We start from the raw sequence: 12,925 nt of genomic DNA on the forward strand, positions 1-12,925 counted from the left end.
ATCAGTACCATCCCGAGGTCGCCAGGCGCGCGCCGTCGCGCGTCAGCGCGCCGTCTACCGTGCGGGTGATGCGCCCCTGTAGCTGCTGGCCGTCGATCATGATCGAGAAGTTGATATTGGTCGCGGCCATGAGGGTTTCCCGGCCCGCGTACGTTGACGCGTCCCGCGCGAGCTGTCCGGCGGCGGCGGGCGGAAGTGCGAGCATTGAGAAGGGGTTAATCTTGCCGACGATGCTCTTGATGACCCCCGCACCAGGCAGGTGGCTGAGCAGGTCGCCCATCTCCTTGATCTTGTCGATGACGAACTGCACTGCGTCCTTGACGCCGTTGAAGGCGTCGCGCATCGCCCCGATCGCAGCCGGGACGGCGATGCGGCCCAGCCAGTCGATCAGGGGCCTGATTGCCTTGTCGTAGAGGTAGGTCACGACGTCGGCGACCGCTTGGAACGCCACCTTGTACGGCGTCAGGGCGATGCGGATACAGGTCACGATGATGCTGGTCAGGGTGTCCACGACGTCGTGGAAGGTCTTGAAGTGGGTGTAGGCGTAGATCGCACCGGCCGCGACGAGTGCGACCGCTGCGATGATCGCCAGCACCGGGGATTCGAGCACGACCATCGCGAGGTCCAGTGCTGCGACGGCGATCGTCATCGTCCGTACGGCGATGGCCGTGGCGATCAGCGCCGGGCCGAGGATCTGTAGGACGGGCGTGGGCACCGCGTTGATGATCGCTGCGAAGCCCTGGACAAGTAGCGTCGTCGCGCCGAGCAGGGGTCCCATGTTCGAGACCAGGCGTAGGACCGCCTCGATCAGGGGCACGAGGGTTTTGCCTGCATGGTCGCAGGCCTCTGCGAACTTCGAGATACCGTCGCCGTTGTCGCGGGTCGGTCCGGTCAGCGCGGCGAACTGTGTACCCCAGCGCTCCAACTGGTCGGAGAAGTCGGCGGCTGGCTTGCCGAGGGACAGCAGGACGTTGCCGAAGCCCTTGCCGAACTGCACGGCCGCGCCGATCAGCGATGGCAGGACCCTGCTGGCCATGTCCGCTAGCCGGGTGGTGACCTTCAGGATGGCGCCGGACTTGGCCTCGGCCTCGAACTGCGCCACGAACGGGGCGACGGCGCGCGCCGCAGCGTTCACCAGCGGGGTCAGCGCGGGCAGCGCCGCTTGCAGGCCGTTGATCCCCTGCGTGAAGATCGGCATCGTCTCCGGCGCCAGGGAGTCAGACCACTTGTGCGTGGCCGTGGTCAGGTCAGCCAGCGCCGAGGCGGTATCGCGGGTCGCCTGAGGCATCCCGGCGACTTGCTGCTGATACAGAGCCATGGTCTTGGCGGCCGACGCCGAGCCCTCAGCCTGCTGTTTCTGGGCCAGGGCAAGGGTCTGGGACGCCTCGGTGATCGCCTTAAACTGCGGGACCACCGCGATGCCGAGCCCTGCGAAGGCCGCGCCCGTGGCGGTCGCCGCAGCGGCCACCGGCACCAGGGCCGCGCCGAGGGACAGCGCGGCCCCGGTGATCGCGGCGAAGTTCCCGGCGCGGTTCAGGCCGTCGAGCTTGCCTTGTACCTTGTCCAGGTCCTCGGCCGCGCTCTTGGCGTCGCTGATGATCCGGATGACCAGGTTCGCCGGTCTGCCCATCGCGCGCCTCCTACATCAATACCTAGCCAAGGTCTTTACATACAGGGCAAAAAAAGAGGGTCAGTCCGCGGTGAGCTCATCAGCGAGCTTCATCGCGGCGTCCAGCTCGCCGAGCGTCAGATCCCTGACGTGCAGCGGGGAACAGCCGTAGAACTTGGCGACGGCCGCCTGAAGCATCAAGCGGCTGCCGTAGGGTCCTCGGGATCGTCCAGGTTCGGCGGCTCCACGACCTCGATGTCTTCGAGCTTGAGCGTCATCCAGGCATCCAGCGGGATCGACCGGTCATAGCGGCGCGCCAGCAGCACGGCCGTGATGCCGATCGACTCCACCGCGAAATCCTCGCGGGGTGTCCCGTGGTCTCAGGACCCAGAGAAACTCGAGAGTTGGTCACGCACCGTGACCCCGCCCCGCCCGGTTATGCATACTTATTCATTCGTTCATTCACACGCGGCGCGTCGGCTTGACCTAGTGCCTGTTGATCCACATCACGATGACTACGGCCACTGCGACGAGTAGCAATGCGTCCACCAGCATGGCCGGTACCAGGTACTCGATCACCATGGCCTGCTCGCTGTCGGCTCGTCCTGCTCGACCACCACGGGCGCGCTGTACCACTCGCCGATGGCCTCGGCCGTCCACCGTGGGCGGTGGTCAGCGCGCGCCCGCCGTAGGCACTCCTCGATGCCGGGATCGAGCACGATCACCGTCGCCCCAGCAGCGCCGTACGTGGCCAACTGCGCGGCCGAGGGGTGGCAGTGGATCAGCCAGGCGTCCGGGCCGTCAGCGGGGCCGAGGACGCGCATCATGGCGTCCGCCACGGCATCGCGGGCCGCGCGTGCGCAGTGCCGCTGAAGCGCCGAGGGAGCGCGCGCCAGGCGCGCGCCGAGCGCTTCGGCCAGCGCGTCCATGTCGCACACGGCGTCGTCCGGCGCGCGCCGACCGGCGATGTACGTGCTCTTGCCCGCACACGGCGGACCGGCGATGACGTAGAGCACTGCCATCACGCAGCGTTCCGGCCGGCACGGCGGTGCGTTACCTCAGCGTGCTGGCACGGCTCGCGCTCGATCGTGCAGCCCTCGCAGGCGTCGCGGTCGTGCGGCTCGTCCAGGTCGCAGAGCACGAGTGTCACGTCCTCGTCGTCCATGCACAGATCCAGGGTTCTACCAGCCACGGCTAGGGCCTCCCTCCGATGACCGGCCCATGCGCGCGCCGCGTGAGCAGTTGCAGCGCGAGCAGGACGCCACCAAGTTCCCGGGTGAATCGTCCCCGCCAGCGGCGCGCGGTACGACGTGATCGACGGTGGTTGCCACGGCCCCGCACCAGTGGCAGCGCCACCCGTCGCGGTCCAGGATCGACGCTCGCAGCTTGCGCCAGGCGCGCGTTGAGCCGCCCCGTCGCAGCGCGCTCACGCGGCTGCATCGTCCGGCCCGCACGTACACGGCCACCCCGGCGCGCCGTCCGCCCAGCAGTCGCACCGGATGCCCCACGGCTCGATCACTTCGCCAGGGCTCATCGAGCACCGGTCACACGGGTTGCCGTCGCTCCACACGAACGACACCGGCCGCTTGTGCCGCACGTGCTTGACCAAGGGAGCGACGCGGTTCTTACGAGGCACGGCGATCGTCCCGGGGCCGTCGCCAGATGGCCGAGGGCGGCGCGTCAGGGTCCTTGTCCGGCGACTTCCCGATCAGGGACAGCGCGCACACCACCAGCGCCAGGCAGAGCGTGACCAGCACCAGCGACACGATGGCCGCGATCGTCACGGCGGTCACCGGTACAGCCCCCCGATCAGTTCCCTGCCGGTCCACGTCGCGGCCCGGCACGAGCATTCGGCGCGCGTCGATCCGCACGACAGCGCGAACCGGTCGTAGCCAACCGGGGTCACCAGGACCGAGGCGTCAGGCATGGCCGGGCTGGTCATGCGCACCGCGAACGGGCGGGTTCCGGCGTAGTCGGCGCGCAGGTGCTCGGGCTCTACGCCGATCTCGACCAGGCGCGTGCGGGTGAACTCACGCACCTGCTCGGCAAGCGTCTCCGCGCAGATCCGCCCCCAGTCTGTCGCTGTTGTACTCATGAGCGACATGTAGCACGCCGCGCCCGGAATTCCGGACGCGGCGTGCGTGGTCCACTGTTCAATTCATCCGACCGGCGTATCAGTCCATCGTCGCGGCCTCGATCCACTCGCCCGGCTCCATGCCGTCGAGGCAGAGTTCTCCGTCGATCACGTCGAAGGACTCCGGGGTGAGGTCGATCCCGTGTCGGGCGGCCCGCCGAATGGCGCGGCGCATCTCGGCCGTCAGGTCGGGGTGTTGCTCGGGGTTCACGATCACTCCTAGGCGGCGGTGCGGGGGCGTAGACGGGCGATCGGGGCCACGGGCAGGCCCCGCCATGCGTCGCGCTCTGTACGCAGCGCTGCGAAGCTCTCAGGGAGCCACAGGGCGCCGAAGGTGTGCATCTCCTTGCGCTCGTCGTTGTACGGGATGAAGTCTTCGCGGTCGCCGATGTCGTCTTTGTGCCTGGCGTATCCACGCGTGGTGTTGATGTTCTGGTGGCCGATCAGGTCGCATGTCGCGTCGATGTCGCCGTACAGCTCTACGTGCTCGGAGATCATGAATGCCCGCAGCATGTGAGGGCTGATGTCTCGGACTCCGTGGCGCTCCGCCCAGCGCCGGAAGTGCGCGCCGAGTTGCGCACCGTCCTTCCCACCCAGCGCCGCAAGAGCGCGCTCGTTCGGGTCTTCGTAGTAGGCCGAGAAGAAGTCGCACACCGCCGGTAGTCCCCGAACGACTTGCGGCGCGCGCCGCTCGTAGCCCTTGGACTCGGCCAGCGTCAGACGCGCGCTCTTGCGGCCGGTTCGGTCGAGGTCTGCGGGGCGGAAGGCGTACGCGCTGCCCTCCCGCATCCCTTGCACTGTGGTCAGGAACAGGAACGCGTACCAGGCGCGGCCCTCTTCGGCGGTGGCGTCGTCGGCCCAGTCGTCGGCGGCGGCGGCGAACATGTCGAACCGCTGCCCTCGGGAGATCGGGTGCGTCTTGTCTGCGGGCACGCGCTCCACCCGCGCCGGTCCGGCCGTCAGGTCCGGGACGTCGAAGATCTCGCACCACTTGCGCACGCCGGACTGCATGGCGGCGACGCTGTTCACGTCCAGTTGCCTGCCGCGCTGCCCCGGCAACAGACCCTTGGCGTACTGCCCTTGCCAGGCGAGGAACGTACGGCGGCCGTCAGGTCCACGGAAGAACCCGGGCGGGTCGTCGTACGCCTGCGGGAAGCGGCGCGGCTGAAAGGTCCACTCGAACAGCATCCTGATCGCGTCGGTGTACGGCCGGACGGTGCCGGTGGACAGACCGGCGCCGATCATCAGGCCGAACTCTTCCAACTGCGGATGCGCCAGCGCTGCGGCGTCGCTTATCCCTACGTCGCGGTGTGGGACGCGGGTCAGTCCCTTCTCAAACCGCTGCCACTCCCCCAGGGTGTACTCATAGCCCCCACGGGACTTGTCGGCCAGTCGTCGGCCGGTCTTCTCGCTGCGGTACTCCAGCAGCCGCTCTTTGGCCATGGCGCGCAGAGCGTCGTAGCCACCGGCGAACTTCGCCATGGTCCGCAGTCGGGACACGACAGTTCGCATGGTCCCGTCATCGGTGTTCTGCGTGAGCTTGTGAAGGTAGAAGGGGACGATCTCCGGGGGGATGGGCTGCGGCTTCGGGCCGCGCCGGGGTGGCGTCGGGGGCATGTGCGGGTGGTCCTGTTCGTATCGGCTGTCCAGTGGTCGAGTCGTCGGGAAAGGTGAAGGTGTGCGTGCAGCAGGCAGGATGAAGCATTTGCCCTTGCGCCAGGTCTTAGCCATCCCCCGAACGAGTGACCAACTATTATTCTTAATGACTGGTACAACCAGGAGTTCAAGAAGTTCACGGCGCTGACCGGCATCCACGTGAACTACTCCGAGGACGGCTCCGGCGGCGTCGAGACCAAGGTCGACTCCGAGAAGTCGAACCCGAAGGCCGACGTGTTGGTCACCCTGCCGCCGTTCATCCAGAAGGCCGAGGCCTCCGGGCTGTTGCAGGCCTACAGCCCGACCTGCGTGGACAAGGTCGACCCCTCGCTGGTGGACAAGAACGGTCAGTGGGAAGCCGTCATGGGCGACTACCTGTCCTTCATCTACAACACCAAGGCGCTGCCCGACGGCCCGCCGAAGACCTGGAACGACCTGCTGGACCCGAAGTTCGCCAAGAAGCTCCAGTACTCCACCCCGGGCGTGGCCGGCGACGGCACCGGCGTGATGATCGCGGCGATCCAGGCGTTCGGCGGCGACCGGAACGCGGCGTGGGACTACTTCAAGAAGCTCCAGTCCAGCAACGTCGGACCGTCCAAGTCCACCGGCGCGCTGGAGAGCAAGGTCAACACCGGCGACCTGTGGGTGGCCAACGGCGACGTGCAGATGAACTACGTCGACAGCACGACGCAGTACCCGAACAACAAGATCTTCTTCCCGGCCGGCAACGACGGCAAGCCCAGCACCTTCTCCCTGCCCTACATGGCCGGGCTGGTCAAGGGCGCGCCCAACGAGGCCAACGGCAAGAAGCTGATCGACTTCCTGCTCTCCGAGGGCGCGCAGCTGGACGCCTCGAAGGTGGCCTACGGCTTCCCGACCCGCACCGACGTCAAGCCCACGGACGGCAACTACGCGGCCCTGACCGCGCTGATGCAGGGCGTGACCGTCTTCCCGGTGGACTGGAACGAGGTCGCGCAGAACTACAACAGCGACGTCAAGGCCTGGGACACCGCGACCGGCACCCCGAGCTGACCGGCACCCCGAGCTGACCGGCACCCCCGAGCCGACCGACCGGCCGGCCGACGCGCCGACATATCAGTACCCATATCACCAACAGGAGTGACCAGGAGTGAGCATGGCCGCCACCGACGCCGACCCGACGGCCCGACGAACAGGACGCGGATCCGGGGGCATCCGCTTCGACGACGTGACGGTCGCCTACAACGGCAACGTCGTGCTCGACTCCTTCACCCTGGACGTGGCCCCGGGCGAGGTCGTGGCCCTGCTCGGGCCGTCCGGCTCGGGCAAGACCACGGCCCTGCGCGCGGTCGCCGGCTTCGTCCGCCCGGCCTCCGGACGCGTGCACGTCGGCGGCCGGGACGTCACCGACCTGCCGCCGTACAAGCGCGGGCTGGGGATGGTGGTGCAGCAGTACGCGCTCTTCCCGCACATGCGGGTGGAGCAGAACGTGGCCTTCGGACTGAAGGCACAGAAGATCGTCGCCAAATCGGAGATACCGGCGCGCGTGGCCGAGGCGCTGCGGATGACCGGCATGGCCCAGTACGCCAAGCGCTACCCGCGCGAGCTGTCCGGCGGGCAGCAGCAGCGGGTCGCGATCGCCCGCGCCCTGGCGATCCAGCCGTCGGTGCTGCTGCTGGACGAGCCGCTGTCGGCCCTGGACGCACAGCTGCGCAGCGGCATGCTCGCGGAGCTGGCGCGGCTGCACCGGGAGCTGCCCGATGTCAGCATCCTGTATGTCACCCACGACCAGATCGAGGCCCTGACGCTGGCCGACCGGATCGCGGTGATGAACGAGGCACGGCTGGTCGAGGTCGGCACGGCCCGGGACTTGTACAAGCGCCCCGGGACGGAGTTCGCGGCGGGGTTCGTGGGGAACTCGAATCTGCTGCCGGTGACTGTGGCGGAGTGTGTGGCGCACGGCGATGGGTCGTTCCGGGCGACGGTGCGGATCGCGACGGAGAGCGGCGCGACCACCGGTGAGTTGGTGACCGCGACCTGCACCGAAAATGCTGCCGCCGGAGAGACCCGAACGCTTTGCCTGCGCCCGCACTTCCTGGGCCTGGCAGCCGCCGAGCACCATGACAACGCCTTCAGCGGAACGGTGACCGAGGTGCAGTGGCGCGGCTCGGCGCACCGGATCTTCGCCGATGTGCACGGACATGAGGTGCGGCTGGACACCAACGAACTGCGGAACCCGCCGGCGATCGGCGATGAGGTGTGGTTGCACTTCTCGGCCGAGGACGCGGTGCTGATACCGGCGAGTGGCACAGGATCGCCGAGCCCTGATCCAGTCTCGGCCGCCGAGCCCGCTCCGGCCAACCCTGCTTCGACCGAACCTGCTCCGGCCAAGCCCGCTTCGACCAAGCCCGCTCCGGCCAAGGACGCGGTGCCGATACCGGCAACTGCCACCGGATCGCCGAGCCCTGATCCAGTCTCGGCCGCCGAGCCCGCGCTGGCCGAAACCGCTCCCGCCGAGCCCGCTCCGGCCGAGGACGCCGCCCGATGACCACCGTCACCGAACTCCCGCCGCCCACGCCGCCTGCGCCGGCCATGCCCAGCAGCCGGCCCGCCGCGCCCGCCAACAAGGCCCGCCGTTCCCTGGCCTGGCTGTGGTCCACTCCCCCGATCCTCTTGCTCGGCGCGGCTTTTCTCTATCCTCTTTACCTCGTCGTCAAGCAGGCGATCGAGGGCAGCCCGCCGGATCCGACCAATCCCTTCAAGGTGACCACGTCCTTCATGGACACCCTGAAGGACCCCGGCACGCGCACCGTCATCAAGAACACCATCCAGATGGCGGTCTACTCGACCGTCGGCTGCTTGGTGCTGGGCTTCGTGCTCGCGCTGATCATCGCGTTCGTGCCGTTCCCCGGCGCGCGGGCGGTGTCGCGGTTCATCGACGTGTTCCTGTCGTTCCCGTCGTTCCTGGTCACCGTGTCGATCATGTTCCTGTACGGGCGGGTCGGGATGGTGAACCACATCGCGTCGGCGCTCACCGGGGGGCGGCATGACACGCCGATCAACTTCATCGAGTACTCGCCGTGGGGGATCTGGCTGGCCGAGCTGATCTACTTCACGCCGTTCGTGATGCGGCCGCTGCTGACCGCGTTCTCGCAGATCGACACCGGGCAGTTGGAGGTCGCCGCCTCGCTCGGGGCCCGGGCCGGGCGGGTGATCTGGCAGGTGATCCTGCCCGAGGCGCTGCCCGCGGTGTTCGCCGGCGGGTCGCTGGTGCTGATGCTGACGATGAACGAGTACGGCATCGTCTCCTTCACCGGCGCCAAGTACCAGACGCTCCCGGTGCTGATCGAGAACTTCGCCAAGGAGCAGACCAACTACGCCGGGGCCTGCGCCCTGGCCGTCATCAACATCGTGCTGTCGCTGGCCCTGTTCGCCGGCTACCGCGTGCTGCTCGCCCGGATGTCTGGAGGCCGTCGTGCTGCTGTACACGCGTAGGGCGCAGCGGATCGCGTGGGCGGTCTTCGCGTTCTTCTTCCTGTTGCTGTTCGCGCTGCCGTTCGGCGTGCTGGTGCTGGCGGCGTTCACCAAGCAGTGGAACGGCGCGTTCCCGTCCTCCTACACCTTCTCCAACGTCACCGCCGCCTTCCACACCGACCCGCTGGACGGCCTGGAGACCTCGCTGATCACCGCACTGCTGTCCAGCCTGATCGCATTGGTGCTGGGCACGTGGGCCGCGCTGGCCCTGGACGCGGTCCGCAACCGCGTCGGCAAGACCCTGATCCAGACCGTGTTCATGCTGCCGATCGCGGTCCCGTCGGTGGTCGTCGGCCTGGCCCTGCTGGTCGCCTTCTCGCAGGGACCGGTCCTGCTCAACGGCACCAACACGATCGTGGTGATGGCGCACTCGATCCTGGTCACCGCCTACGCCTTCCAGCAGGTCTCGGCGGCCGTCACCCGCCTGGATCCGGCATATGAGCAGGCTGCCGCGTCCCTCGGCGCGCGGCCGTACTACACGCTGCTGCGCGTGAAGCTGCCACTGTTGCTCCCGGCGCTGACCGGCTCGCTCGCCCTGTGCTTCGCGCTGTCGATGGGCGAGCTCGGCGCGACCGCGATGGTCTACTCGGCGAACTGGACGACGCTCCCGCTGCGCATCTACGCGCTCGACGACCGCGGCCACCAGTTTGTGGCGGCGGCGGTGACCGCGGTGATGATGACGATCACGCTGGCGGTGCTGTTGGTGGTGTCGCGGATCCGGACCCGCGCGAACTACCGCTAAGGGCAGAACCGCCTCTGAGGCAGGCACCCCGGAAGATCATCCAGGCTGGCGATCACGCCGCTGAACTGGAGGTATGCTCCCTGAGCCGACCCGCGGGCGGTCGGCCAGGGAGAGGGACCGGGGATGGAAACCGAGATCGGCCTCGCGCCGAACGAATCGTCACGCTCGGCGGAGTCCGGCACTGAAAGCACACCGGTCACACCGGTTACATCGATCACACCAGTCGCACCGGTCGCTTCGGCCCCGCCGGTCCAGCCCGTTCCCCCGCTGCCGGCATATCCGGGGGCGAACCCCTACGGCTACCAGCCCTATCCGCCGTACGGCTACGGCTACCCGCCGCAGCCGACCGGCACCAACGGGTTCGCGATCGCCTCCTTCGTCCTGGGCATCTGTGGATTCGCCGTCGTCACCCCGATCGTGGGGCTCTTCTTCGGGCTCTTCTCGCTGTCGACGATCAAAAGGACCGGCCAGAAGGGCAAGGGCCTGGCGGTCAGCGGAATCGTCCTGTCGAGCGTGTGGATCGCGGCCATCGCCACCCTCGTCACCATCGGCCTGGTCACCGCGCCGGACGACGTCAGCCCGCCGCACCGGGACGCCGGCGGCAACGTCGTCGGCAAGGGCGCGGTGCCGATCTTCGACCTGAGCCCGGGCGACTGCTTCACCCTCCCGCCGGGCCTGATGGGCTCGACGAAGAGCGCCGCCCTGACCTTCACGGTCGCCCCTTGTTCCACGCCGCACGACAGCGAGGCAGTCGGCTCGTCCACCCTCGACGAGGACTCCTACCCCGGAGCGGACGCCCTACGGGCCGAGGGCGCGTCCCACTGCATCGACGTCCTCAACCGGTACCTTCCAGACACCGGGGCGGTGAACGGCCGCATCGAGTTCGTCTACCCGGACGAGCAGGCGTGGGGAGCGGGCGTGCACCGGGTGGTGTGTTTCCTCCAGTTCCCGGACGCCACGCTGACCCGGTCTGTACACCGGGACCGGTCGAGTTACACCGCCGACCAGCTGAGCCTCCTGGACGCCACCCGCCCGGTGATCACCACCGTCGGCCGGCTCACCCTGCTGCCGCAGTCGGCGTCGCTGGCCGACCAGGAACAGGCGGCGAGCGACATCACGACCGCCCTACGGGGCGAGATCACGGCACTGACCACCGAACAGTGGCCGGCGGACGTGCAGCCGGCCATCGACACCCTCGTCGCCGCGCATACCTCCGCCGCCGATATCTGGGCGCAGACGGCGAGCGCCCCCGGCACCGCCACCTTCCAGGACGACCTGCGCCGAGCGGAGGACAGCCTGGACCTGACCGATATGGTGGCCGCCCGCTCTGCGCTCGGCCTGGCATCGGCCACCTCCGGTGCCGACGGCTCGACCGGCTCGACCGCCCCGGCCCAACAGTCCGCCTGACTCTCCCGGCGCGCCGGTGGGCGGTATATCGGTATGCGGTATGTCGGTCTGCGGTGTGTCGGATCACATCTCCCGCCGCCCAAAGTTACCCGCTGGTAGCATCGCGCCATGACTCACGACCCGGCCGCGTTGTTCAACCCGCGCACCGCCGACTTCTCGCACTTCGACGAGGAGACGCAGCGGCTGCTCACCGCCGTCATCGACTGGTTCGAGGCGCGCGGCAAGCGCCGCCTGCTCGCCGAGGACCTGGACCGGGTCTGGTACGCCGACTTCCTGGAGTTCGTCGCGAAGGAGAAGCTGTTCGCGACGTTCCAGACCCCGGCCGCCGACGCCTTCGGCCCGGCCGTCCCGGCCCAGCGCTGGGACACCTCCCGCAACGCCGCGCTGAGCGAGATCCTGGGCTTCTACGGCCTGCCCTACTGGTACACCTGGCAGGTCACGGTCCTGGGCCTGGGTCCGGTGTGGATGAGTGAGAACGCGGCGGCCCGCGAGCGCGCGGCCCGGCTGCTCGACGAGGGCCACGTCTTCGCCTTCGGCCTGTCCGAGAAGGAACACGGCGCCGACGTCTACAGCACCGACATGATCCTCACTCCGGACGGCGCCGGCGGCTACACCGCGACCGGCGGCAAGTACTACATCGGCAACGGCAACGTGGCCGGCCTGGTGTCGGTCTTCGGCCGCCGCGCCGACGTCGAGGGCCCCGACGGCTACGTCTTCTTCGCCGTGGACAGCCGGCACGAGAAGTTCGAGCTGGTCCAGAACGTCGTCGACTCGCAGATGTTCGTCAGCGAGTTCAAACTGCACGCCTACCCGGTCACCGACGCCGACCTCCTGCACACCGGCCCGGACGCCTTCAGCGCCGCGCTGAACACGGTCAACGTCGGCAAGTTCAACCTGTGCACGGCCTCGGTGGGGATCGCAGAGCACTCCTTCTACGAGGCCATCACCCACGCCCACAACCGGATCCTCTACGGCCACCCGGTCACCGACTTCGGCCACGTCCGCGCCGCCTTCGCCGACGCCTACGCCCGGCTGGTCGCGATGAAGCTGTTCAGCGCCCGCGCCGTCGACTACTTCCGCACCGCGAGCGCCGAGGACCGCCGGTACCTGTTGTTCAACCCGATCACCAAGATGAAGGTGACCTCGGAGGGCGAGCGCGTCGTCGATCTGCTGTGGGACGTGATCGCCGCCCGCGGCTTCGAGAAGGACACGTACTTCAACGGCGCCACCCACTACATCAGGGCCCTGCCGAAGCTGGAGGGCACGGTGCACGTGAACCTCGCGCTGGTGCTGAAGTTCATGCCGAACTATCTGTTCACCCCGCAGGAGTATGCCGAGGTCCCGACCCGCGACGACGCCGCCGACGACACGTTCCTGTTCCACCAGGGCCCGGCGCGCGGCCTGGGCAAGGTGCGCTTCCACGACTGGCGCGCGGCCTACCGCGAGGCGGCCGGCGTGCCGAACGTCGCCCGCTTCACCGAGCAGGCCGAGGCCCTGACGCAGTTCCTGGCCACCTGCCCGCCGGATGAGGCGCAGCAGAAGGACCTGGACTTCCTGCTGAACCTCGGGCACCTGTTCACGCTCGTCGTCTACGGTCAGCTGATCCTGGAGCAGGCCCGGCTGACCGGGCTGGACGCCGACGCGGTGGACCAGATCTTCGACTTCCTGGTCCGGGACTTCTCCGAGTACGCCGTCGCGCTGCACGGCAAGCCGTCCTCGACCCAGGCGCAGCAGGCCTGGGCGCTGGGCGCGGTGCGCAAGCCGGTGGTGGACCCCGCGCGGTTCGGCCGGATCTGGGAGCGGGTGGCGGGTTTGTCGGGCGCTTACGAGATGCACCCCTAGAATTCACCGCAGGGCTCTACCA

The 12,925-nt window shown here is 68.5% G+C and carries 14 protein-coding genes and 1 pseudogene; 6 read left to right on the forward strand and 9 right to left on the reverse strand.

Going from position 1 to position 12,925, the window contains the following annotated elements; all coding sequences use genetic code 11:
- Position 1: 1 nt before the first annotated feature.
- The 9 genes from IZR01_RS04145 to IZR01_RS04185 form a co-directional block, all read right to left on the reverse strand.
- Complete coding sequence (locus tag IZR01_RS04145) at positions 2-1,630, reverse strand: hypothetical protein (protein WP_194922938.1); 1,629 nt, start codon at positions 1,628-1,630, stop codon at positions 2-4.
- Positions 1,631-1,806: 176 nt separating this feature from the next.
- Positions 1,807-1,959 (reverse strand): hypothetical protein, encoded by a 153-nt coding sequence (locus IZR01_RS04150; protein WP_194922939.1) that lies wholly within the window; start codon positions 1,957-1,959, stop codon positions 1,807-1,809.
- Between the two features lie 225 nt (positions 1,960-2,184).
- Complete coding sequence (locus tag IZR01_RS04155) at positions 2,185-2,631, reverse strand: hypothetical protein (RefSeq protein ID WP_194922940.1); 447 nt, start codon at positions 2,629-2,631, stop codon at positions 2,185-2,187.
- Complete coding sequence (locus tag IZR01_RS04160; protein ID WP_194922941.1) at positions 2,631-2,801, reverse strand: hypothetical protein; 171 nt, start codon at positions 2,799-2,801, stop codon at positions 2,631-2,633. Before IZR01_RS04160 ends, IZR01_RS04155 begins: the two co-directional genes overlap by 1 nt.
- Positions 2,791-3,150: an HNH endonuclease gene (locus IZR01_RS54055; protein WP_194922942.1), complete on the reverse strand. Its 360-nt coding sequence runs from the start codon at positions 3,148-3,150 to the stop codon at positions 2,791-2,793. Before IZR01_RS54055 ends, IZR01_RS04160 begins: the two co-directional genes overlap by 11 nt.
- Before the next feature lie 84 nt (positions 3,151-3,234).
- Entirely contained in the window at positions 3,235-3,402 is a 168-nt protein-coding gene (locus tag IZR01_RS04170; protein WP_194922943.1) for a hypothetical protein, read from the reverse strand.
- Positions 3,399-3,704, reverse strand: a complete 306-nt coding sequence (locus IZR01_RS04175) for a hypothetical protein (RefSeq protein ID WP_194922944.1) — start codon at positions 3,702-3,704, stop codon at positions 3,399-3,401. The genes IZR01_RS04170 and IZR01_RS04175 overlap by 4 nt, the downstream gene beginning before the upstream one ends.
- 79 nt (positions 3,705-3,783) lie before the next feature.
- Positions 3,784-3,954 carry a hypothetical protein gene (locus IZR01_RS04180; RefSeq protein WP_194922945.1) on the reverse strand — a complete coding sequence of 57 codons (171 nt, stop codon included), beginning with the start codon at positions 3,952-3,954 and terminating at the stop codon, positions 3,784-3,786.
- A gap of 8 nt (positions 3,955-3,962) precedes the next feature.
- A complete protein-coding gene (locus IZR01_RS04185) occupies positions 3,963-5,360 on the reverse strand; it encodes a site-specific integrase (protein ID WP_194922946.1) in 1,398 nt (465 codons plus the stop codon).
- Between the two features lie 138 nt (positions 5,361-5,498).
- Between IZR01_RS04185 and IZR01_RS04190 the strand changes: the two genes are divergently transcribed.
- The 6 genes and pseudogenes from IZR01_RS04190 to IZR01_RS04215 all read left to right on the forward strand — a co-directional run bounded on the left by IZR01_RS04190 (position 5,499) and on the right by IZR01_RS04215 (position 12,903).
- Entirely contained in the window at positions 5,499-6,431 is a 933-nt protein-coding gene (locus IZR01_RS04190; RefSeq protein WP_323746905.1) for a 2-aminoethylphosphonate ABC transporter substrate-binding protein, read from the forward strand.
- Positions 6,432-6,534: 103 nt separating this feature from the next.
- Positions 6,535-7,707, forward strand: a pseudogene (locus IZR01_RS04195) (ABC transporter ATP-binding protein); the annotation flags it as partial.
- Between the two features lie 215 nt (positions 7,708-7,922).
- Complete coding sequence (locus IZR01_RS04200) at positions 7,923-8,873, forward strand: 2-aminoethylphosphonate ABC transporter permease subunit (RefSeq protein ID WP_194922948.1); 951 nt, start codon at positions 7,923-7,925, stop codon at positions 8,871-8,873.
- Positions 8,854-9,654, forward strand: coding sequence for an ABC transporter permease (locus IZR01_RS04205; RefSeq protein WP_194922949.1), 801 nt, complete (start codon positions 8,854-8,856; stop codon positions 9,652-9,654). The genes IZR01_RS04200 and IZR01_RS04205 overlap by 20 nt, the downstream gene beginning before the upstream one ends.
- A gap of 123 nt (positions 9,655-9,777) precedes the next feature.
- Entirely contained in the window at positions 9,778-11,061 is a 1,284-nt protein-coding gene (locus IZR01_RS04210; protein ID WP_194922950.1) for a DUF4190 domain-containing protein, read from the forward strand.
- Between the two features lie 108 nt (positions 11,062-11,169).
- The gene (locus IZR01_RS04215; protein WP_194922951.1) at positions 11,170-12,903 is read left to right on the forward strand and encodes an acyl-CoA dehydrogenase family protein; all 1,734 of its coding nucleotides are present in this window, start codon (positions 11,170-11,172) and stop codon (positions 12,901-12,903) included.
- The last annotated feature ends 22 nt before the right edge of the window (positions 12,904-12,925 follow it).

Source organism: Catenulispora pinisilvae (genome assembly GCF_015356865.1).
GTDB lineage: Bacteria > Actinomycetota > Actinomycetes > Streptomycetales > Catenulisporaceae > Catenulispora > Catenulispora pinisilvae.